General features: G+C 72.1%; 23 protein-coding genes and 1 pseudogene. 14 read left to right on the top strand and 10 right to left on the bottom strand.

All coding sequences use genetic code 11. The annotated features are described in order from the left end of the window. Positions 1 to 64 precede the first annotated feature (64 nt). On the bottom strand, positions 65 to 916 hold the full coding sequence (locus ABH931_RS13140) for an SAM-dependent methyltransferase (protein ID WP_370112650.1): 852 nt from the start codon (positions 914 to 916) through the stop codon (positions 65 to 67). A 174-nt stretch (positions 917 to 1090) separates the two neighbouring features. Between ABH931_RS13140 and ABH931_RS13135 the strand changes: the two genes are divergently transcribed. Together ABH931_RS13135 and ABH931_RS13130 are read left to right on the top strand one after the other, a co-directional pair. Next, positions 1091 to 1927 carry an enoyl-CoA hydratase/isomerase family protein gene (locus tag ABH931_RS13135; protein ID WP_370112648.1) on the top strand — a complete coding sequence of 279 codons (837 nt, stop codon included), beginning with the start codon at positions 1091 to 1093 and terminating at the stop codon, positions 1925 to 1927. 7 nt (positions 1928 to 1934) lie between these two features. Continuing rightward, positions 1935 to 2915, top strand: coding sequence for an SDR family oxidoreductase (locus tag ABH931_RS13130; protein ID WP_370112646.1), 981 nt, complete (start codon positions 1935 to 1937; stop codon positions 2913 to 2915). Between the two features lie 63 nt (positions 2916 to 2978). On the opposite strand, the gene ABH931_RS13125 is transcribed toward ABH931_RS13130, so the two are convergent. Both ABH931_RS13125 and ABH931_RS13120 read right to left on the bottom strand, forming a co-directional pair. Further along, complete coding sequence (locus tag ABH931_RS13125; protein WP_370112645.1) at positions 2979 to 3608, bottom strand: class I SAM-dependent methyltransferase; 630 nt, start codon at positions 3606 to 3608, stop codon at positions 2979 to 2981. A gap of 203 nt (positions 3609 to 3811) precedes the next feature. After that, positions 3812 to 4150, bottom strand: coding sequence for an RNA polymerase-binding protein RbpA (locus ABH931_RS13120; RefSeq protein ID WP_370112643.1), 339 nt, complete (start codon positions 4148 to 4150; stop codon positions 3812 to 3814). 341 nt (positions 4151 to 4491) lie between these two features. On the opposite strand from ABH931_RS13120, the gene ABH931_RS13115 reads away from it, so the two are divergent. Both ABH931_RS13115 and ABH931_RS13110 read left to right on the top strand, forming a co-directional pair. Next, positions 4492 to 4695, top strand: coding sequence for a hypothetical protein (locus ABH931_RS13115; RefSeq protein WP_370112642.1), 204 nt, complete (start codon positions 4492 to 4494; stop codon positions 4693 to 4695). 299 nt (positions 4696 to 4994) lie between these two features. Continuing rightward, positions 4995 to 6059, top strand: coding sequence for a hypothetical protein (locus ABH931_RS13110; protein ID WP_370112640.1), 1065 nt, complete (start codon positions 4995 to 4997; stop codon positions 6057 to 6059). A 61-nt stretch (positions 6060 to 6120) separates the two neighbouring features. On the opposite strand, the gene ABH931_RS13105 is transcribed toward ABH931_RS13110, so the two are convergent. The 3 genes from ABH931_RS13105 to ABH931_RS13095 all read right to left on the bottom strand — a co-directional run bounded on the left by ABH931_RS13105 (position 6121) and on the right by ABH931_RS13095 (position 8025). Beyond that, the gene (locus ABH931_RS13105) at positions 6121 to 6417 is read right to left on the bottom strand and encodes an ankyrin repeat domain-containing protein (protein ID WP_370112939.1); all 297 of its coding nucleotides are present in this window, start codon (positions 6415 to 6417) and stop codon (positions 6121 to 6123) included. 211 nt (positions 6418 to 6628) lie between these two features. Then, on the bottom strand, positions 6629 to 7069 hold the full coding sequence (locus ABH931_RS13100) for a hypothetical protein (protein ID WP_370112638.1): 441 nt from the start codon (positions 7067 to 7069) through the stop codon (positions 6629 to 6631). A gap of 122 nt (positions 7070 to 7191) precedes the next feature. Continuing rightward, positions 7192 to 8025, bottom strand: coding sequence for an SAM-dependent methyltransferase (locus ABH931_RS13095; RefSeq protein ID WP_370112637.1), 834 nt, complete (start codon positions 8023 to 8025; stop codon positions 7192 to 7194). Positions 8026 to 8263: 238 nt separating this feature from the next. Between ABH931_RS13095 and ABH931_RS13090 the strand changes: the two genes are divergently transcribed. Further along, complete coding sequence (locus ABH931_RS13090) at positions 8264 to 9283, top strand: ATP-binding cassette domain-containing protein (RefSeq protein WP_370112635.1); 1020 nt, start codon at positions 8264 to 8266, stop codon at positions 9281 to 9283. Then, a complete protein-coding gene (locus tag ABH931_RS13085; RefSeq protein ID WP_370112633.1) occupies positions 9280 to 10113 on the top strand; it encodes an ABC transporter permease in 834 nt (277 codons plus the stop codon). Before ABH931_RS13090 ends, ABH931_RS13085 begins: the two co-directional genes overlap by 4 nt. A 33-nt stretch (positions 10114 to 10146) precedes the next feature. Here the strand turns inward: ABH931_RS13085 and ABH931_RS13080 are convergent, their stop codons facing one another. The 3 genes from ABH931_RS13080 to ABH931_RS13070 form a co-directional block, all read right to left on the bottom strand. Continuing rightward, entirely contained in the window at positions 10147 to 11112 is a 966-nt protein-coding gene (locus ABH931_RS13080; RefSeq protein ID WP_370112632.1) for a D-2-hydroxyacid dehydrogenase family protein, read from the bottom strand. Between the two features lie 90 nt (positions 11113 to 11202). Continuing rightward, complete coding sequence (locus ABH931_RS13075; protein WP_370112630.1) at positions 11203 to 12099, bottom strand: class II glutamine amidotransferase; 897 nt, start codon at positions 12097 to 12099, stop codon at positions 11203 to 11205. 105 nt (positions 12100 to 12204) lie between these two features. Further along, complete coding sequence (locus ABH931_RS13070) at positions 12205 to 13020, bottom strand: maleylpyruvate isomerase family mycothiol-dependent enzyme (protein WP_370112628.1); 816 nt, start codon at positions 13018 to 13020, stop codon at positions 12205 to 12207. Positions 13021 to 13225: 205 nt separating this feature from the next. On the opposite strand from ABH931_RS13070, the gene ABH931_RS13065 reads away from it, so the two are divergent. From ABH931_RS13065 to ABH931_RS13030, 8 genes and pseudogenes are all read left to right on the top strand, one after another. After that, on the top strand, positions 13226 to 13390 hold the full coding sequence (locus tag ABH931_RS13065) for a hypothetical protein (RefSeq protein ID WP_370112626.1): 165 nt from the start codon (positions 13226 to 13228) through the stop codon (positions 13388 to 13390). A 33-nt stretch (positions 13391 to 13423) separates the two neighbouring features. After that, positions 13424 to 13984 (top strand): hypothetical protein, encoded by a 561-nt coding sequence (locus ABH931_RS13060; protein WP_370112624.1) that lies wholly within the window; start codon positions 13424 to 13426, stop codon positions 13982 to 13984. A gap of 193 nt (positions 13985 to 14177) precedes the next feature. Beyond that, complete coding sequence (locus ABH931_RS13055; protein WP_370112622.1) at positions 14178 to 14921, top strand: class I SAM-dependent methyltransferase; 744 nt, start codon at positions 14178 to 14180, stop codon at positions 14919 to 14921. A gap of 507 nt (positions 14922 to 15428) precedes the next feature. Then, complete coding sequence (locus ABH931_RS13050) at positions 15429 to 16181, top strand: SDR family NAD(P)-dependent oxidoreductase (protein ID WP_370112620.1); 753 nt, start codon at positions 15429 to 15431, stop codon at positions 16179 to 16181. A 106-nt stretch (positions 16182 to 16287) separates the two neighbouring features. Continuing rightward, positions 16288 to 17118, top strand: a complete 831-nt coding sequence (gene nadE / locus ABH931_RS13045; RefSeq protein ID WP_370112618.1) for an ammonia-dependent NAD(+) synthetase — start codon at positions 16288 to 16290, stop codon at positions 17116 to 17118. 420 nt (positions 17119 to 17538) lie between these two features. Continuing rightward, on the top strand, positions 17539 to 17886 hold the full coding sequence (locus ABH931_RS13040; RefSeq protein ID WP_370112616.1) for a hypothetical protein: 348 nt from the start codon (positions 17539 to 17541) through the stop codon (positions 17884 to 17886). A gap of 125 nt (positions 17887 to 18011) precedes the next feature. Beyond that, positions 18012 to 18182: pseudogene (locus ABH931_RS13035) on the top strand (N-acetyltransferase); the annotation flags it as partial. An 80-nt stretch (positions 18183 to 18262) separates the two neighbouring features. Next, positions 18263 to 18445, top strand: coding sequence for a hypothetical protein (locus tag ABH931_RS13030; protein ID WP_370112944.1), 183 nt, complete (start codon positions 18263 to 18265; stop codon positions 18443 to 18445). A gap of 23 nt (positions 18446 to 18468) precedes the next feature. Here ABH931_RS13030 and ABH931_RS13025 read toward each other — a convergent pair whose 3' ends face one another. Then, entirely contained in the window at positions 18469 to 19563 is a 1095-nt protein-coding gene (locus ABH931_RS13025) for a PP2C family protein-serine/threonine phosphatase (protein ID WP_370112614.1), read from the bottom strand. Between the last annotated feature and the right edge of the window lie 282 nt (positions 19564 to 19845).

Raw genomic sequence — 19845 nt, 5'->3', positions numbered from 1 at the left:
GGACGGGCGCGGACGTGCGGACGGGCGCGGACGTGCGGACGGGCGCGGCAGGCGGGGAGCCCGGTCAGGGCTTCCGGGCGATGGCGCCGTGCATCTGGACGCATTCGTCGGGCAGCCCGACGGACTCCTCGTCCGGGTGCCAGCGATGGACCAACTGCACACCAGGCTCGATGATCTCCAGGCCGGCGGAGGTGAGGAGCGCAGCGACCTCGTCCCTGGTCCGGGCCCGCTCCGGGATGCCCCGGGCGGCGTAGACGGCGAGGCCCTCGGTGACCTCACGCGGGTTGCTGTCCGCTGTGACGGTGGAGAGCGCCACGTAGCTTCCGGGGGCGAGCGGGGTGACCAGATCCCTGATGATCGTGCGGGCTGCGTCCTCGTCGGTGACGAACTGGAGGATCGCGAAGAGGCTGACCGCCACGGGCCGGGTCAGGTCGAGGACGCGGCGCAGCTGCGGTGAGGCGAGGATGCTCCGGGTGTCGTGCAGGTCCGCGTCGATGTAGGTGATGCGGCCCTGCGGGGTGCCGGTGAGCAGGGCGCGCGCGTGCACGAGCACGAGTGGGTCGTTGTCCACGTACACGACCCGCGCGTCCGGGTGGACCGCCTGGGCGACCTGGTGGGCGTTGGGTTCGGTGGGCAGGCCGGTGCCGAGGTCGAGGAACTGCCGTACGCCGTGGTCGGCGGCGAGACGGTGGACGGCGCGGCGCATGAACTGGCGGTTGGCGCGCATGGACAGGGGCAGGCTCGGCCACACCTCGGCGATGTCCGCGGCGGCCTCACGGTCGACGGGGAAGTTGTCCTTGCCGCCGAGGAAGAAGTCGTAGATACGCGCCGAGTGAGGAACGTCCGTGCGCAGCAAGGGGACCGACCCGCCCTCGGGTATGTCGGCCGCCTGTGTCCAGTCCCAGTCCTGCGCCATCGGGCACCTCTGATTTTCCGTCACATCGATCACTCGTTTGCCGTCGAATCATGGCACGAACGGAAGACGGCGGCTCTCGCGGGCCGCCCTTCTCCCCCGCGGCATCTGGTAGTCCAACTGACGCCCTGTCAGAATGCTCCGGCCTGGACGGGCGTCCGGGCCGGAGGGAGTGCCGTGTTCCCCACAGCGCCGCTGCTGCCCGAAGAGGACTGGTTCATCCGCCTGGAGCACACCGACGAGCGTCGCGTCGCCGTACTCACCCTGGACAACCCCGGCAAGCTCAACGGGTGGAGCTGGGAGGCCACCCGTCAGCTCGCCGCACGGGCCGACCAGATCCGGTTCGACCCGCAGGTGCGAGCCGTGCTGCTACAGGCCAACGGGCGCGCGTTCTGCGCCGGGATCGACGCCGCGGCGCCCGGCTCGCCCGTCACCGGGCGCTCCGACGCGGAGCTGGTGCGCAACTACTACGAGGGCATCCGGTTGGTGCACGAGCGGCTCCGGGTGTTCTCCGGGCTGCCGCAGCCCGTGGTCGCCGCGGTGCAGGGCTACTGCCTCGGCTTCGGCTTCGAACTCGCGTTGATGTGCGACATCCGCGTCGCCGCCGAGGACGCCGTCTTCGCCCTGCCGGAGGTGACGCTCGGCGTGGCGGTCGACGCGGGCGGGGACTTGCGTCTGGCCCGGGAGATCGGCACCGGGTGGGCCAAGCTGCTGGCGCTCACCGGCCGCCGGATCGACGCGGCGACCGCGGAGCGCATCGGCGCCGTCCAGCTGGTCGTGCCGAACGGCGAACTTCACGACGCCGCCCTGGAACTGACTCGGCAGCTCGCGGCCAACGCCCCGCTCGCGGTCCAGGCGGTCAAGCGCGCCATCGACGCCTATGCCGACCACACCCTCACCGAGGCGCTGCGTACCCAGGCACTGTCCGCCGCGGCGTTGTTCGCGTCCGACGACAAGAAGGCCGGCTACGCGGCCGCGGTCCGGCGCGAACGCGCGACTTTCGAGGGGCGGTGACGCGGGCGTGGCATCCCCTCCCCCACCGCCGGGCACGGCGATGCTGCCTGCGGGCAGCTACGCGGGCACCACTGTCATGATCACCGGGGGCGGCACGGGGCTGGGCCGGGCGATGGCCGTGGAGTTCGCCCGGCTCGGCGCGCGCGTCGGCATCGTCAGCCGCGATCCCGCACATCACGCGGCCGGGGTCTGTGCGGTCGAGGAGGCCGCTCGTACTGCTCGCGCCGCTCGCGCCTTCGCGCGGGACGGCGCCGGGGAAGTCGGCGCGGCGGCGGCCGGCACGACTGCGGCCGACGCGGCGGCGGGAGGCGCGGTGGCCGTCGGCGCGACGGCCGACGTCCGGAATCCGGAACTGGTGGCCGCCGCCTTCGACACCGTCGAGGCCGCACTCGGGCCGGTGACCGTGCTGGTCAACAACGCGGCGGCCAACTTCCCCGTCCCCGCGGCCGAGCTGAGTCCCGGCGGCTGGAGGGCGGTGGTCGACATCGTGCTCACGGGCAGCTTCCTGTGCTCCCGCGAGCTGCACCGTCGGCACACCGGACGCGGGGCGTCGCCGGGCCCCGCCGCGATCCTCAACATCTCGGCCGCCCAGGCGTTCACGGGCGGGCCCGGCATGGTGCACAGCGCATCCGCCAAGGCCGGGGTGAACGCCATGACGAAGACGCTCGCCGTCGAGTGGGCGGCGGACGGCATCCGCGTCAACGGCCTGGTCCCCGGTCTGTTCCCACACGAGGACCTGCCCGCCGCTCTGCGCGCCCTGCGCGAGCGCGACCCGGACCAGGCCGCCGTCGACGCCCGCAGGCAACCCGCCGGACGAGTGGGGCTCCCCCACGAGCTGGGCTGGGCGGCAACCTACCTGTGCTCGCCGTTCGCCGCGTTCCTGACCGGGCACACGCTCGTCCTCGACGGTGGCAACCATCTGCGTCGCGACTTCGTCATGCCCCCGGTGGTCCCGATCTCCGAACAACTGCGGCCGCGTCCGAACTGAGCGCCCGGGCGCCCGCGCGGGGGGATGCAGCAGCCGGGAAGCTGACGTGCACGGAGCTCCGCCTCAGTCGAGTCGCACCGGGCTCGACGCGGAGACCACCACCGCACGACGGGTGCCAAGGACAAGGATGCGCGATTCGACCTGCGTGTATCCGCACTCCGCCACCCACGTGCCGGCCTCCCGGGCCGTCTGCGGCAACGGCACGTCGCGGGCCACATGCCGGGCGAAGTCTCCCGACGCACGGAAGTGGGTGGCCAGGGGCAGAGTGAACCCCACCCGGCCCCCTGGGCGCAGGACGCGGCGCCAGTCGGCCAGCGCCCGACGCCCCAGAAAGTGAAGCGAGGACGCGCAGAACACGACATCGAGGGAGTGGTCGTCGGCCGGCAAGGGCACGGCGTCGGCAACCCGCCAGTCGATCGCCCCGCCGCAGGTCATGGTCTCGGCCCGGGCTCTGCCCACCGCGACCATACCGGGAGACAGGTCGACGGCCAGGACCGGCTGGGCGGCGGCTTGTCGACGCTGTGCGAGCTGGAGAGCAACTGCTCCGGCTCCACACGCCACGTCCGCAACCAGGTCCTGCGCGCCGGGCGCCACCTGGTCGATCAGCGCCCGCGCGACTTCGTCGTGGTGACGGTGGTCATAGCTGTCGGCCAGATCGTCGAAGGCCCCGGCCAGCCCTGTGCTCTGCGTCATCGTCCGAGGCTAGTCCGCCGGACAGCCGCAGCGCAGTCAAAGGATCTGGCGCCGGCCCCGGACGACACCCTGAGCGGAGATGGACGCCCTGATCGAACGCCACACAGGCCCCCCACACCGAGCGCGCCAGCGAAGCGGGAGCGGCCCGGCCGCGTCGCGGATGTCCGGTCCGGCGCGGCCCTCGGCGCGCGACAGCGATGGCGTCAGATGGTCCCGCGGAGCTTGGCCAGCGCCTCGTTGAGCAGGATCTCGCCCTCCGCCTGGGTGCGGCGCTGGCGGACGTAACCCATGTGGGTCATGTACGGGGCGTGGCCCTCAGCGACCGGCAGGTCCTCGGGGTTGGAGCCGGCGGGCCCTCCGCACCGCGGGCAGTCCCACGTCTCCGGGATCACTGCCTCGATCGCGAAGCTGAGCTGCGTCTGGTGACCACTGCCGCACCAGAACGAGACCATCGTGCGAGGGGCGAGGTCACCGCGCTCTGGCTCCCCCATCGGACCGGACCCGATCCGCGCACCCCGGATACCGGAACTTCCCTGCGCCACGCTGCTCTCCCTCACCCAGTTGTGCCCATGCCACGGACGCGGATGGGATAGCCCAGCCTAAGGCCCCTCGACACGAGAAACGACCCCGGCCCATCTCCCCAAGGCCAGGAACCCGGCCTGCCGGGGTCGGACTGCACCGAGCAGCCCCGCGGGTGAGCGGAGGATTCTCACCCTGGAGCGCCCTCGACCACACCTGTCTCGTCGCCCGGAACGATATCAAGGGTCAGTTTACAAACCATCCACGCCGGATCCAGGTTGGCCCCAGTTGTCCTGCGCAGACTGCTCGTCGGTGCGCCCGAGCCGGATCTCACCATCTTCGTGGACGTGTCCCGACTGAAGCCGTGCGCCGCATCAACGTGCGCGGGATCGACGAGGAGGACGCGGACTTCCTCGAGACGCCCCGAAGCGCCTACCTCGACCTGCCCGAGTTCGCCGACTTTGTCTCAATTCCGGACGACGGTGACTTCGAGACCGTCCAACTGGCCATGCGGCAAGCCCTCGTCAATGCCTTCCCCGAGTTCTTCGTGGACGCCTCGGCCGCCTGATCCGGTTCCGTGGCGGCCCGGCTGCCGAAGGTACGTCACATTCGCTTCGGACGAGTACTCGATGATTGTCGTCCATGGGACCACGCTGACGTGGGGACACCTGGCCAAAGCGTGATCGGTTCGGGATACGGACGCGACGGAAACGGAGGGCCCGCGCCTCTATTCTGCTCCGTGCACAGATTTGAAGATCGGGTGCAGATTCCGCGCAATTCCGGCGGATCTGCCCAGCACGAGGAGAGTCCGTCATCACGCCCGCACGCAAGACCCTTACCGCCCTCGCCTGCTCGGCCGCGATAGCCGTGGGCATCGCCGCCTGCGGCACCGCCAAGCAGCTCTCCGCTGCCGAGCAGGTGAGCACGGCGTTCGACAAGCTCGGAGCGGGCAAGTCCCTCTCGGTCGCGTTCTCCCTCGACGCGACCCCGGCGCAGCTGGTGGCCCTCAGCACCGACGGCAACCTCGCGGACAAGCTGAAACTGACCGACGCCCGCAAGCTCAGCGGGCTGGGCGCCACCGTCACCGTCACCTCCGCCGGCAAGCCGGTCAAGGACGTGTTCAAGGCCGCCGGAGCGAACTCGACGGCCCTCCCCCAGGGAGTCGCAGTCTCCTTCGAGGTGCACGCCGGTGACAAGAAGCCGCTGGTCGAGGTGCGGGAGCTGGGCAGCAAGGCGTACCTGCGCGTCGGCCTAGACGAGATGGCCGCACTGAGCGGCGACAAGAGCTTCACCCAGAGCCTTTCCGACATGCGCAGCGGCATGGCCGACGCCCCCGCCGAGTTCGCGCCCATGAAGGCGCTGCTCGAGGACAAGTGGGTGGCCGTGGACGCGGCCACGCTGCAGAAGTTCGGCCAGCAGGCGCAGAAGTCCACGGGCGCCGCCGGCGTGCCGAGCTCGATGCCGACGCTGGACAGCGCCACGCAGACCCAGCTCGGCGACGCTGTGGTCGCGGTGCTGAAGCGTGACCTGACGCTCACCGACAAGGGCACCACGGACGGGGTCCAGGAGATCGACGTCCAGGCGCCGGCCAAGCAGTTGGCGACCGACCTGGAGAAGGCCGTCCTGCCGATCGTCAAGAAGCTGCCCGGCATCGGGAATGTCCCCACCTCCACCCCGACCGACCTGCCGAACGGCACGGCGGACGCGCAGCTCTTCCTCAAGGACGGCTCGCTGTCCCGGGTCTCACTGGACCTGGCGCAGCTCGACGCCTCCTCGGCCAAGAAGAACGAGCACCTCCCGGTCTCGCTGTCCTTCGACGGCGCGGCCCCGGCGATCACCGCGCCCGCCGGCGCGGTGGAGCTGACGCCGGAGGTCCTGGACGCGATGATGAGCAGCATGGGCGGCGCGAACGGCAGCATGCCGAGCAGCTGACCGGTTCTGCGAGCGGGTGTCACCCGCCCTGTCCCGCCGAGCGGGGCAGGGCGGGGCGCGCTCATCCGCCGTGAGTGCAGCCTCGACTGATGTGGGCCTCCAGCAGTCGGATCGCAAGGTCGTGACCGTATCGGCGAGCCATGTCCATCGGGGTGTCACCGTCCGGATCGGGGAGTACCGGGTCCGCGCCGAACGCGAGAAGCACGGCGGTGGAGTGCACGTTCAAAGGCTGCCCTGTCTGGGCGGCGGCATCTCCCTCAGCGTCGATGGCATGGGTCAGCAGCGTCACGTTGCTGAAAACCTCATTCGGGTCAACACCGCCCGCCAAGAGCCGCGCCAATGCCTCGGCATCCTGCATCTCCACCGCATGGTGCGCGGGCGTCCAGCTCCAGTCGTCACTCACACCGACACTCAAGCAGTTCCGCGCCTCGCCTACCAGCGCTTAAGGCCCGGCACCGAGCGCCGATCGAGACATCCTGCCGCTCCGCGGACCCGTGGATGACGGCTGGGACGTCGTTCGGGGGCGTGGCGGCCGAAGCCGAGCCGCCCGCTCCCGAAACGATGACCAGTCAGGCCACGGGCCAGGACTGCTGCCCCGTCAGCAAGGGGCGAGCCCACTGCCAGGCGGTGTGCAGGTCGGCGGCGGGGAGGGTCACGGTGGCCGAGCGGACGGTGCCGCGGTCGCGGTAGTCGCGGACGATCACGCGGTGGTCGGGGCGGGAGACGAAGCCGTGGAGGGCGGTGGGGTCGCGCCAGACGGAGAGGGATCCGGTGACGGGGCGCAGCGGGTGGGGGTGGATCCAGAGGAGGAGGCCGACCGCACCTTCCGTGTCGGGCCAGGTGTCGCGCAGGCGGCGGGCGGAGGCGGCGACGCCGAGCGCGTGCCAGGGGCGATGGGTGGTGAATTCGGTGATGCTGACGGTGAGTTGCCGGGGTTCGGCGGGCTTGGCGGGTTCGGTGAGGCGGTGGGGGCCGTGGGTCCAGTGGCTGGTCCAGATGGTGCGGGGCATGACGGCTCTCCTCGCGCTGCGTTCTTCTGTGCTGACTCAGCCAAATCATAGACGAACGATCGTGCTGTTTGTTGGGGGATGGATAGCGGCATCCCCGTACGGGAGGCCGCCGCCTTTGTCGGTTACGGCTTGACGCCGACCGCGGCGTAGAACGAGACCTGGGCGTCCGTCAGTCCCTCGGGCAGGGGGTCGATGTCGTCGGGACACCAGCGGTGGGCGGTGACGATGCCGGGTTCCAGGAGCGTCAGGCCCTCGAAGAAGGTCGCGAACTCCTGCCGGGTTCGCAGTTGCAGGGTGGTGCCGGCGCGGTTGTAGATCTCCTGGACCTTGGGGGCGCCAGCCGGATCGAGCTCGGCGGTGGCGTGCGAGAGCACCAGGGCGGAGCCGCGCGGCAGGGGCTTGAAGAGGCGGTCGACGATGGCGTGGGCCTCGGCGATGTCGGGGACGAAGTGCAGCAGGGCGACCATGGACAGCACGACGGGCTGGTCCAGGTCGAGGGTGCGGGCCAGTTCCGGGGCGGCCAGGATGGTGTCGGGGTCGCGGACGTCGCCGTGGATGTAGGCGGTCCGGCCCTCGGGGGTGCTGGTCATCAGGGCGCGGGAGTGGGCGAGGACCACCGGGTCGTTGTCGACGTAGACGACGCGCGCGTCCGGGGCCACGCCCTGCGCGACCTCGTGGAGGTTGGGTGAGGTGGGGATGCCGGTGCCGATGTCGAGCCACTGCCGCAGGCCCCGGCCCGCCATCACGCGGGTCGAGCGGCGCATGAACGCGCGGTTGGCCTGGACGGCGCTGCGCATGTCGGGGAAGACCTCGAGCACTCGCTCGGCGGCCTCGCGGTCGACGGCGTAGTGGTCCTTTCCGCCCAGGAAGTAGTCGTACATCCGCGCGCTGTGCGGCACGTCCTGCCGGATGCGAGCGCTGAGCGGCTCCTCGTGTCCCAGATCGCCGGTGCTCATCGTTCCCACTCCCCTGTGCCCGCTGGTCCGGCTGTGCGCTGCCTGAGAAGCAGTGTAGTCAAGTTGCCGATCTTTCAAGCAACTTCCGGCGCCGGGTCCGACGAGCCTGGACCGGTCCGGCCTGGACCGGACCGGACCGGCTCCGACCGGCTCGGTGCGGCCCGGTGCGTCAGGCGCGTGTCAGCGGCCTGAGGGCCGTATCAGCGCGGTATCAGCGGGGGCTGGCAGCTTGGGCGGCATGACACGAAACGACAAGAACCCCGAGTCCGGCCGTCCGGTGGCCGTGTCCGTGCGGGGGCTGGTCAAGCACTTCGGCGAGACCAGGGCGCTGGACGGTGTGGATCTGGACGTGCACGAGGGCACCGTCCTCGGCGTGCTGGGTCCGAACGGTGCCGGCAAGACGACGCTGGTGCGGTGCCTTTCCACGCTGATCACGCCCGACGCGGGCCGGGCCGTCGTGGCCGGCTACGACGTGGTGCGCCAGCCCCGGCAGCTGCGGCGCGTGATCGGCCTGACCGGCCAGTACGCCTCGGTGGACGAGAAGATCTCGGGCCGGGAGAACCTGTACCTGATCGGCCGGCTGCTGGACCTGTCCCGCAAGGAGGCCCGCTCGCGCGCGGACGCGCTGCTGGAGCGGTTCTCGCTGACCGAGGCGGCCAACCGTCCGGCCCGCACCTACTCCGGCGGCATGCGCCGCCGCCTGGACCTCGCGGCGTCGATGATCGGCCGTCCGCACGTGCTGTACCTGGACGAGCCGACCACGGGCCTGGACCCGCGCACCCGCAACGAGGTGTGGGCGGAGGTCAGGGCCATGGTCCGCGACGGCGTGACGGTGCTGCTGACCACGCAGTACATGGAGGAGGCCGAGCAGCTCGCCTCCGAGCTGACCGTGATCGACCGCGGCAAGGTCATCGCCAGCGGCGGCATCGACCAGCTCAAGGCGAAGGTCGGCGGCCGCACGCTGCGCATCCGTCCCGCCGACCCCGCCTTCCTGCGGCCGCTGGCCCTGGCACTGGAGGAGCAGCGCCTGGCCGGTCCGGCCGCCGTGGTCCGGACCGAGTCCGGCGAGGTGCTGGTGCCGATCGTCAGCGACGACCAGCTGACGGCGGTCGTCGGGGCGGTCGCCGCGCGCGGCGTCACGATCGGCTCCATCGCCGTCGAGCTGCCCAGCCTCGACGAAGTGTTCCTCTCCCTCACCGGCCAGAAGGCCTCCGTCGCGCCGCAGTCCGCACCCGAGTTCGAGGAGGTCGCCGTATGAGCGCCGCCGTCCTGTCCCCCTCCCCCACCATCACCATCGAGGCCGACCCCAAGATCGGCCTGCGCGGTCATCTGCGCCACACCGGGGCGCTGATACGGCGCAACCTGCTGTGGATCAAGCAGGACCCCGAGTCGATGATGGACGCCGTGCTGATGCCGGTGATCTTCACCCTGCTCTTCGTCTACGTCTTCGGCGGGTCGATCGGCCAGGCGCTCGGCGGCGGCCAGGCCGCCTACGTCCAGTACGTCATCCCCGGCATGATCGCGATGATGAGCATGAACATCGCCCAGGCCGTCGGGACCGGCTTCAACGAGGACTTCAACAAGGGCATCATGGACCGGTTCCGGTCCCTGCCCATCGGCCGGGGTTCGGTGCTCGTCGCCAAGATCGCGGTCGAGTTGATCCGCCTGCTGGTGGCCGTGAGCATCCAGATGATCGTCGCGCTGCTGGTCGGCTACCAGATCAACGGCCACTGGGCCGGCCTGCTGGCCTCGATCGGCCTGTCGGCGCTGTTCGGCTCCGCCGTGATGTGGATCTTCCTGGTGCTGGGTGTGACCATGAAGAACGCGCAGTCCGTCCAGGCGATGGGCTTCCTGGTGATGATGCCGCTCCAGTTCGGCTCCTCCATCTTCGCGCCGACCAGCTCGATGCCGGGCTGGCTGGAGAACTTCACCAAGTACAACCCGATGTCGGGTCTCGCGGACGCGTCCCGCGGCCTGATGACCGGCGGTCCGATCGCCCACGGCCTGACCGTCACGCTCGCGTGGACCGCCGGGTTGACGCTGGTGATGGCCCCGATCGCGATCCGCAAGTTCACCAGGAAGAGCTGAGCCGCAGGGCCCGTCAGGGCCCACCAGTGCCCGTCAGACGGAGAGCTCCCGCACCGGGGTGCCGTCGAGGTAGGCAGCGATGTCCTGGACCGCCTGGGAGAAGTAGCCCTGGTAGTTGCGCTCGGTGACGTAGCCGAGGTGCGGGGTGGCGAGTAGGTTCGGCAGCGAGCGGAACGGGTGGTCGGCGGGCAGCGGCTCGATGTCGAAGACATCGACGCCCGCGCCGGCGATCCAGCCCTCCCGCAGCGCGAGCGCCAGCGCGTCCTGGTCCACGATCGCCGCCCGCGAGGTGTTGACCAGGAAGGCGGTGGGCCGCATCCGCCGCAGCTCGGCGGTCCCCAGCAGGCCGCGTGTCCCCTCACCCAGGACGAGGTGGACGGAGACGAAGTCGCTGGACCCCAGCAGTTCCTCCTTGGAGGCCGCCAGGTGGACGTGCTCGACGGCGGCACGCTGGGGGGTCAGATGAGGGCTCCAGGCCGTCACGTCCATACCGAAGGCGTGGCCGATGCGGGCGACCCGGCTGCCGATCTTGCCCAGACCCAGCAGGCCGAGCCGTCGCCCGGACAGGTCCGCGCCGACGCTCTGCTGCCACGGTCCACCCTCGCGCAGGGCGCGGTTCTCCACGACGATCCGGCGCGCCAGCCCCAGCAGTAGCGCCCAGGTCAGCTCGACGGGCGGCTGCGCGTTGCTGTCGGTGCCGCAGACGGTGACGCCGTGTCGGCGGGCGGCGCCCACGTCCACGGCGGCGTTGCGCATTCCCGAGGTGACCAGCAGGCGCAGGCGCGGCAGCCGGGCCAGCAGGTCCTCCCCGATCGGGGTGCGCTCGCGCATGATCACCAGGATCTCGCAGTCGGCCACGGCCGCGACCAGCTCGTCCTGGTCGGCGATGTGCGAGGTCAGCGACCGGACCTGGACGCGGTCGTCGAGAGCGGCCCAGTCGGCGGTGGCCAGGGCGACGTTCTGGTAGTCGTCGAGCACGGCGCAGCGCAGCATCGTCATGATCGCGATCGTAGTCGGCGGCGTCATGTCGGCAGCGCACGCGCGAACGCTCCGGGGTCAGGGGGACAACGCGGGACGACGCCGAGGGTGCTACGGAGCCGGGGGCGCCGACTGCGGGGCCGTAGGGCGCTGCGAGGCGGCCGCGGCCGGGTGGAGGTCGGCGAGGGTGAGGCGGTGGGCGGGCTCGTCGGGAAGGATCACGCGGCGGGTGACGCCGCCGTCGGGGCCGACGTGGAGAAGTTCGCCGGGCTCCAGTGGTTGCCACGCGGGGTTGTCGTCCATGCGTTCGCTGGCGATGACGGTCGCGCGGTGGCCGGCCAGTTCCCCGGAGTGGACGCGCAGCCGGCCTGCGGTGCCGCTGTGGTCCAGGTGCCGGTCGCCGTGGTGGCCACCGGGGTGTCGTTGCAGGACGTGGAGCTCGTGGGTGTCCGGATAGCGCAGGGCCCACACCTGGTCGGCGGTGGTGAGCAGGACGTTCAGGGCGTAGATCGGCAGGTTCCGCGCGGCCCAGCGCGCGGCGGCCTCGATCCCGGCCGTGACGTCACCGTCGCGGGCCGCAGTCTCGCGGGTGATCAGCGCGAAGAAGCGCTCGGAGTCGGTGTCGCCGCGGACCAGGGCCAGGTCGCGGCCCAGGTGGGCGTCGAGCCGGGGCAGGTCCTCGATCACGCCGTTGTGGGCGAACAGGCGCCCCCGCTGCTCGAAAGGGTGGGTGTTGCGCAGCTCCACCGCACCGGTGGAGGCGTAGCGGATGTGGGCGAGGAACGTGGTCGAGGCGACGCTCCTGGCCTCCTCGGCGAAGGCCCGGTCCTGGTAGGCAGCGATCGGCGCCTTGTGGACCTGCGGCGCGCCCGCGGCGTCGAACCAGCCCAGACCGGTGCCGTCGGGCTCGCGGTGGCTCTGGTCGCTGAGGCTGTCCGGCGCGTCCAGCAGCCAGAACGTGGCGCGGGTGCGGACGGGTGCGCTGCTGAGCGCGAACAGACGGCACACGGCGTCTCCGCCTCTCCTCGGATCCGATGCGTCCTCGGCGTCGCCGGCAACGATACGGCGGTCTCACCGTGCGCACGAGGTGCCGGGCGCGCACGGGAGCGGCGGTCAGGGCGCCCGGAAGTAGGTGGGGAAGGTCGCGGCCAGGTGGGGCCTGCGGCCCCAGGCGAGGATCTTGCCACGGGCGACCGCCGACCAGGGTGAGCAGCGGCCCAGGGCGATCAGGAGGAAGGTCACCGACTCGGTGATGATCGTGCAGTCGCTCCGCTGCGGCGCCCCGGGGGTGACGGTGACCGAACCGCCGGAGAAGGCGGCGGCGAAGCGGTCGGGGTTGCCGCGCAACCCGAGGGTGTAGGTGACATCGAGGTTCCCGGCCGCGTCGCGGTCCAGCACCCAGGGCATCGCGGTCAACAGGAACGGCAGGCACAGCTCCGCGCGGCGGCGGTCGATCATGTGCGGACGGCGCAGCGCGCGGGCCATGTCCCAGCCGTGGCCGAGCATGTGGGTCAGCAGGTAGGAGCCGAGGATCTCCTGGGTCATCGGCCCCAGCGGGCTCGCCACCGGCGCGGCGCTGTCAGCGAGGACGTCGGCGGCGACGAAGGCCTCGGTGTGGCGGACCAGGCCGTCGGCGAGCACGGTCAGGTCGCGTTCGGGCCAGGCCGCGAGCGAGTCCTCGTTCGCGGCGGCGAGACTCGCCGCCGTTCCGTCGCCATAGGCGCGTTCGGTGCCGGCCGCGAGGTCGGCCATCAGCTCGTTGGCCAGCACCAGGTGGGCGGCGGCCTGGCCGACGGTCCAGGTGGCGTCCGGTATGAGGGTCGCCGCGTCCGCGTCGGTGCGCAGGAGGGAGGCGATGTCCTGGGCGGTGGCCAGGAGGCAGGCGTGGAGCTCCTGCCGGGTGCCCCGGTCAGGGGTGGGATCGACCATGGCCCCGTAGCCTGCGGCACTGGCGGGCTCGCTGTCCATCCCCTGGGGGCCGACCGTCGAGGAGGAGCACGCCGACGCGCGGCCGGACCGCCTGCCGCACGGCGGGCCGAGGGGTGTCGAGCGCCCGTTTGCGCGGCTGCGGTGATGGGGTTTGAGTGGTGGGTGGGTCCGCTGTTCGCGGTCGTCGGCGAACCGAGGAGGAGTCATGGCTCACCACAAGTCGAACAAGGCCGTCGAGGGAGACCCCGACACCGGTCATGGGCGCGGTATGCCAAGGCGCGCCAACGAGGACGAGCTGGAGGAACGGACCGAGCTGGACCGTGAGGAGGTCGGGCTGGACCCGGAGGGCGAGGGCGAGGAGGAGGACTGAGTCCCGCACCTGCCCGCCCGTGTCGAGGGATCGATGAACAGTCCGCCCAGCCCGCATGCAGCGACGGAGTCCGTCCACCGTCGTACCGGCGGCGCGGTCGTCACCGTCGGCGGACACGCCCACCAGGTCGACTTCGCGGGTGACACAGTCATGGCTTTCGATGCGGAACTGCTGCGACGCTACCGGGCGGGCAGCGTCGAAGCGGTCCCGCTGCTCGTCACGGCGGACGCGTGCGACGGGGCCGGGGCGACCATCGGCGAGGTCACCTGGGTGCTGGACCCCGATCGCCTTCCGCCGGCCGGAGCGCTCCGGGCCCTGACCCCGGGCCAGCCGTTCCCGGCGGTGCAGGAGTTCGCGCTGAACATCCGCGTCACCATCCCCGACCTGCTGCCCGGCGTGACGCTGCGGAACAGGGTCGTCGACGGTCCGGTGATCCTCCGCAATGCCAACGCGATCGCCTTCCCGCCGGAGAACGACGCCTACGAGCTGGCGGTCGCCGTCCGGTTGGAGGACGTGGCGCGTCCGGGCCCCGTCCTCGCGACGATCGACAGTTTCCCGACGGTCGCGAACCCGGTTCGTCCGGTGGTCGGTTGAACCTCGACCGACGCGCGGGGCGCCGGTGGGGTGATCGACCGAGGTGTCGGGTGGCGGGGGCCTGACGAAGTGTGGGTTCTGCCAGTACGTCTCGGCGGTGGCCCGGGGAGAGACTTCCGGGAACGGCCGGACACGAACCAGGGGTTGGCGTCGCGGCTGTAACAGGCGCACTGGCTACCGAAGGGGGCGGCACATGACTGTGCAGCAGTACGACGCGATCGGTGAGGCGTTCGACGGATTCAAGTCGCTGCCGTTGGTCCGCTACGGGGAGGTGCCGAGCTTCCTCGCCATGGTCGGCGAGGTGAGCGGCAGGTCGGTCCTCGACGTGGCGTGTGGAACGGGCTTCTACAGCCGGGAGTTCAAGCGGCGCGGCGCCACGGACGTGCTCGGCGTGGACATCTCGGGCGAGATGATCGCCGCCGCGCGGGAGAGCGAGCGGCGCGACCCGCTGGGCGTGCGTTACGAGGTCGGCGACGCCGCCGAGTTGACGTCGGTCGACCAGCGGTTCGACGTGGCGGTGGCCGTGCAGTGCCTCAACTACGCGCCGGACATCGCGACGCTGGAGCGGATGTGCCGCAACATCCACGCCGCGCTGGTGCCCGGCGGGGAGTTCTTCGTCTTCGCGCAGCGCCCCGACTACGGCTTCGACTGTCCGTCGTTGGAGAGGTACGGGTTCCGCTGTGAGCCGACGGGCGAGGAGATCGAGGTGGGCCCGCGGGTGCGGGTGACGGCTTTGCTGGAGCCGGAGCCGATCAGCATCGTGGCCGCGGTACCGCGCCGCGAGGTGTACGAGGAGTCGCTGCGTGCCGCCGGGTTCAGCGAGGTGGAGTGGGTGCCGGTGCAGGTGTCGGAGGAGGGCGTCAAGGAGTTCGGCGCCGAGTTCTGGGCGGACGCGCTCGCCTTTCCGCCGCTGGTGATGCTGAGGTGCCGCGCCTGACCGATCGGGTCGGGCGGATGGGGAACTGAGTATCCGTACTTACGCGGACCGGAACTGGACCCTGCAACTCACCGTCGACGCACCCCCGGATCTGCGCACGGCCACGTCCGTGGACCAGGACGTGCTGACCACCGCGAGCCCCGCGCCGGTGCCGCCAGGCACGACAGTGCGGTCGAGCAGGCCGGTGCGGTCGGACGAACTGACACACACAGCGGGGTCGGGCGTCTACCTGCTCGGTGTCCGTCTCTCGGTGACCTACTACTGCGGGACCGGTGCGATGGCACCCTGGAAGTCGGCTTCGGTCCCCCCAGTGCGCGGCGGCCCTTGGACGGCGGCACGGTGACCCGGGCCGGGTGGGCGCTCCGCGTGAGCGCCCTGTGCTCCCCCGCGTGCCCCGGCACGTGAGCTGGTGCAGTGTCATATCCATGGTGGCACTGGGTTGTTCGTGGTTTCGTGGGTGGTCGTCGCGGCAGGGTGCCGCGCGTGGGGTGCGGCGGGGGGCCGAGGGTGCTGACGGAACTCGACGGGCGGACGGCGCTGGTCACCGGTGGGACGCGGGGTATCGGGCGGGCGGTCGCCCGGCGGCTCGCCGGGGCCGGGGCCGAGACCGTGCTGACCGGCCGGGACGAGCGGGAGGCGAAGGCCGCCGCGGCGGAGATCGCCGCCGAGACCGGCGGCTCGGTGACCGGGCTCGCGCTGGACCAGCGGGACCAGGAGCAGGTCGCCGCGTTCATGGCCGCGCTGGCGCAGGAGCGCCCGGATCTGGACATCGTGGTCGCCAACGCCGGGACGATGGGGCTGGGCGGAGTGCTCCAGGAGATCCCCGACGCGGACGTGCGCGCCGTGGTGGAGGTCAACGTGCTGGGCACGTTCGCGGTGCTCCAGGGCGCCGCGCGGATCATGACCCCGCGTGGCCGGGGTTCGATCGTGCTGCTCACCTCGCTCGCCGCCTCGATGGGTGTGCCGTTCATGGCCGCCTACGCGGCCACCAAGGGCGCGATCGCGACGCTGACGCTCAGTGCCGCGCAGGAGCTGGGCCCGCAGGGCATCCGGGTCAACGCGATCGCTCCCGGGGTGATCGAGACGGACATGACCGCTCCGTTCCCGCGCGAGGGCCTGGACGAGGTGGCGCAGCGCACTCCACTGCGGCGCCTGGGCCTGCCGGAGGACGTGGCGGCGGCGGCGTTGTTCCTGGCCGGTGACGAGGCGTGCTTCATCACAGGGCACGTGCTGGCGGTCGACGGCGGTCTTCAGCCCTGACGCGGCAGGGGTGCGCGGTGCCGGTCCCGCATGCCTCGGAGCTGCCGCGTTCGCGTCTCGATAGGGTGGGCGCGGCAGCAGTCAGAGATCGGAACAAGGAGCAGACGTGAGCGAGTCGGCGTCCATCGCCCTGCAGCGGGAGATCGCCCGGGACCTCCAGGTCGCCCAGAACTTCGAGGCGGAGCAGGAGATCGAGCGCCGGGTGGCCTTCCTCGCCGAGCGGCTCACCTCCACCGGGCTGCGTGCGCTGGTCCTCGGCATCAGCGGCGGCGTCGACTCCACCACGACCGGGCGGCTGTGCCAGCTCGCGGTCGAGCGGGCCCGTGGCGCCGGGCACGAGGCGCGGTTCTACGCGATGCGGCTGCCCTACGGGGTCCAGGCGGACGAGCACGACGCGCAGCTCGCGCTGTCGTTCATCCAGGCCGACGAGGTGCTGACGGTGGACATCAGGCCCGCGAGCGACGCCATGCTGGCGGCGACGCTGGCCGCGGACGTGGCCTTCCGGGACGCGCACCACCAGGACTTCGTCCTCGGCAACATCAAGGCCCGGCAGCGCATGATCGCCCAGTACGCGGTGGCCGGCGCGCACGCCGGGCTGGTGGTCGGCACCGACCACGCCGCCGAGGCGGTCTCGGGGTTCTTCACCAAGTTCGGCGACGGGGCCGCCGACGTGGTGCCGCTGACCGGCCTGACCAAGCGCCGGGTGCGCGCCGTCGCGGACCGCCTGGGCGCCCCCGCCGAGCTGGTGTGGAAGGTCCCGACCGCCGACCTGGAGACCCTCACGCCCGGCAAGGCCGACGAGGACGCCCTCGGGGTCACCTACGACAACATCGACGATTTCCTGGAGGGGAAGCCGGTGGACGAGCGGGTCTTCGAGACGATCGTCGACCGCTACCGGATGACCGAGCACAAGCGGCAGCTGCCGATCGCCCCCTGAACGGTCCGCTCCGATCCGGTCCAGTCCGGGCCGGGCCGGGCCGGTCCGGTCCGGTCCGCTCCGGTCCCCGAGGGGCCGTGGTCGCGTTCTGGCGGCGGCGAGCGGGGGACGGACGGGCCGGCGGACAGCGGGTCTGGCGGGTCTGTCAGTCGCGGGCCGTAGGCTGAGCGCCTCGGCTGCCCCGAGGATGCGGCCGTGGTCTCCCCCATGGGAGGCCACGGCCGCATCGTTTGCGCGGTGCGGGTGGGTGCCCGCGCCGGGGCGCGGGTGGAGTGGTCGGGGCTGGTGGGGGTCGTGGACAGGTGAGTGACAGGATCGCGTTCGCAAGGCAGACTGGGCGCCGCCCGGCCCGTGGCCGGGACCGGCGAGCGGACCGGAGGCACAGGGACGCGAGCCGTAGTTCGTCAACGGGGAGTCCGCATGTCCCGCACCATTTCCAGCCTGGTCGGTGAGCCGCTGTCGCAGCTCAACGCCGACGTCACCTCCGCCGGCGCGACGCTGGCCCCCACCGGCGATCCGACGGCGGTGCGCACCGCGGCCGACCGCGCCATGGGTGCAGCGGCGGCCATCGCCGCCCTGAACAACGCCGACCTGCTGTGTGAGCCTGCCCACGACTCCCGTGCTCTGCGCCGGGCCCACGAGACGCTGTGCGCGGCGCGCACGACCGCGCTGGCGCTCGCGGTGCCGCGCGGCAGCGTGGAGGGGATCGACGCGGTGATCCAGGTGATCGCCGAGGGGCTGGACGCCAAGCGCGTCCCGTCGGTCTGAGCCCGGAGCGCACCCTCGTGGTCGTTGTCAGTGGCCGCCTCTAGCATCGTGATGACTCGGGATGTCGGGAGGGTGCCGTGAGGCTGCGGAATGTGGAGCTCGGCGACGTCGGCGCCTACGAGCGGATGCGCTGCGATCCGGTGATGATGGCGGAGCTCGGCGGGCCGCAGCCGGTCGAGGGGATCCCCGCCAAGGTCGCCTCCGACGTCGCGACCGCGGCGGCGGACGAGGGCTGGATCAAGATGGTCGTCACGGACGAGGGCGAGGTCGCCGGCTCCGTGGTGCTGTGGTCCCACGAGGAGGACGGCGAGGTCGTCTCGGAGATGGGATGGATGGTCCTGCCGGAGTTCCAGGGGGGGGCCTGGCGAAGTGGGCGGTGGGCACACTGCTGGCGCTGGCGCGCCAGGACGGGCGGTGGGGGCGGATCCACGCGTTCCCCGGGGCGACGAACGCCGCGTCGAACGGGGTCTGCCGCGGGCTGGGCTTCGAGCTGCTGGAGGAACGCGAGGTCCTGTTCGCGGGGCGGAAGCTGCGGACGAACCACTGGGTGACCCGGTAGCCGCAGGCCCCTGGGCGAGGCGGTCAGGAGGTCGGCCGCGGCGCGACGCGTTCGAGGACGAGGACGACGGCGTCGTCCTTGAGGACGGGCGCCCATTCGGCGACGTCGTTCTCGATGAACTCGGCGACGCGGGCCGGCGTGCGGCGCTGGGCGGCGCGGCCGGTGAAGACGGAGCCGAGGCGCCCGGTGAGCGGGTAGAACTCGTCGTGGGTGTCGCGGGCCTCGGTGATGCCGTCGGAGTAGGCGACGAGCAGGACGCCGTCGTCCAGGGGGTGGGTGACCTCGCTCTGGGCCGAGGCGCCGAGCAGGCCGCCGAGGCCGAGCGGGAGCGCGAAGGGGACGTCGAGCGGGCGCACACCCTCGGCGTCCAGACGCAGCACGGGCGGGTGGCCGCGGTTGAGGAGGCGGACCACGGGCTCGTCGGCGGGGAACTCCAGGAGGACGGCGGTCACGAACAGCTCTTCGTCGTGCGCGTCGGCGGAGTCCAGGGCGAGGGCGGTCTCGATGCGTTCGGCGACGTCGGCGAGGGTCTCCTGGACGGCGGCGGCCTCGCGGAAGGTGGCCAGGGCGGTGGCGACGGTGGCGACGGCGCCGTTGCCCTTGCCGCGCACGTCGCCGAGGATCATGCGGGTCCCCCAGGCGGACTGCCGGACCCCGTAGAGGTCGCCGCCGACCAGGGCCTCGGTGTCGGCAGCACGGTAGAAGCCGGCCAGGGCGACGGCGCCGACCCGGCGCGGCAGCGGGCGCAGCAGGGCCCGCTGGGCGGCTTCGGCGAGCGCCTGGACGCGTTCGAGACGCTGGGTGGAGCGGTGCACGGTGACGGTGAAGAAGACGGCCACGCCGGCGATGAGGGCGTTGGCACCAAAGTCGACGAGGAAGTGGGAGCTGTAGGCGTGGCCCTGGTCGATCTGGAGGGCGATCATGCCGAGGGCGCCGGTCACGGCGACGGCGACGACCCAGCGGGTGCGGTAGGCGAGCGCGGCCAGCGGGGTCGCCGCGCTGAGCAGCGACAGGTAGGAGTACGCGGACGGCGTCGTCAGCTCGAGGGTCACACTGGCCGCGATCAGCACCCACGGGAGCGGGGCGATCCACGGAGCTCGGCCGGCGGAGTCTGTCACATCCTCCTGCCTACCACGCCTCCCGCCACCGCGCCGGTCAGCCGCTCCGCGCGGCGCCGCGATGCGGCTGCCGGGAGCCGGGCCGGGAGGCGGCGCAGGAGGTCAACCGGAGTCCCACCCCGCCGGGCAGCGCCACACAGGCGGCGGCGAGGCGGGTGCGCCGGTTACGGAGGGGCGGGGGGGGGGGGGGCCCGCCCCCCCCCCCCCCCCCCCCCCCCCCCCCCGCCCGGCGGCGGGCCCGGGGGGGGGGGGGGGGCCCGCGGGGGCCCGGGTACGGGGAGG

The organism is Streptacidiphilus sp. MAP12-33, assembly GCF_041261265.1.
GTDB lineage: Bacteria > Actinomycetota > Actinomycetes > Streptomycetales > Streptomycetaceae > Streptacidiphilus.
The sequence above is the reverse complement of the archived record's forward strand: the minus strand, read 5'-3'. Positions and strand labels throughout refer to the sequence as shown.

What these genes read in the sequence shown, in the direction of transcription:
- ABH931_RS13090 (WP_370112635.1), top strand. Translation starts at nt 8,264, where the DNA reads ATGACACGAAACGACAAGAACCCCGAGTCCGGCCGTCCGGTGGCCGTG.
- ABH931_RS13085 (WP_370112633.1), top strand. Translation starts at nt 9,280, where the DNA reads ATGAGCGCCGCCGTCCTGTCCCCCTCCCCCACCATCACCATCGAGGCC.
- ABH931_RS13065 (WP_370112626.1), top strand. Translation starts at nt 13,226, where the DNA reads ATGGCTCACCACAAGTCGAACAAGGCCGTCGAGGGAGACCCCGACACC.
- ABH931_RS13125 (WP_370112645.1), bottom strand. Translation starts at nt 3,608, where the DNA reads ATGACGCAGAGCACAGGGCTGGCCGGGGCCTTCGACGATCTGGCCGAC.
- ABH931_RS13060 (WP_370112624.1), top strand. Translation starts at nt 13,424, where the DNA reads ATGAACAGTCCGCCCAGCCCGCATGCAGCGACGGAGTCCGTCCACCGT.
- ABH931_RS13140 (WP_370112650.1), bottom strand. Translation starts at nt 916, where the DNA reads ATGGCGCAGGACTGGGACTGGACACAGGCGGCCGACATACCCGAGGGC.
- ABH931_RS13100 (WP_370112638.1), bottom strand. Translation starts at nt 7,069, where the DNA reads ATGCCCCGCACCATCTGGACCAGCCACTGGACCCACGGCCCCCACCGC.
- ABH931_RS13040 (WP_370112616.1), top strand. Translation starts at nt 17,539, where the DNA reads ATGTCCCGCACCATTTCCAGCCTGGTCGGTGAGCCGCTGTCGCAGCTC.
- ABH931_RS13105 (WP_370112939.1), bottom strand. Translation starts at nt 6,417, where the DNA reads ATGCAGGATGCCGAGGCATTGGCGCGGCTCTTGGCGGGCGGTGTTGAC.
- ABH931_RS13055 (WP_370112622.1), top strand. Translation starts at nt 14,178, where the DNA reads ATGACTGTGCAGCAGTACGACGCGATCGGTGAGGCGTTCGACGGATTC.
- ABH931_RS13080 (WP_370112632.1), bottom strand. Translation starts at nt 11,112, where the DNA reads ATGACGATGCTGCGCTGCGCCGTGCTCGACGACTACCAGAACGTCGCC.
- ABH931_RS13070 (WP_370112628.1), bottom strand. Translation starts at nt 13,020, where the DNA reads ATGGTCGATCCCACCCCTGACCGGGGCACCCGGCAGGAGCTCCACGCC.
- ABH931_RS13095 (WP_370112637.1), bottom strand. Translation starts at nt 8,025, where the DNA reads ATGAGCACCGGCGATCTGGGACACGAGGAGCCGCTCAGCGCTCGCATC.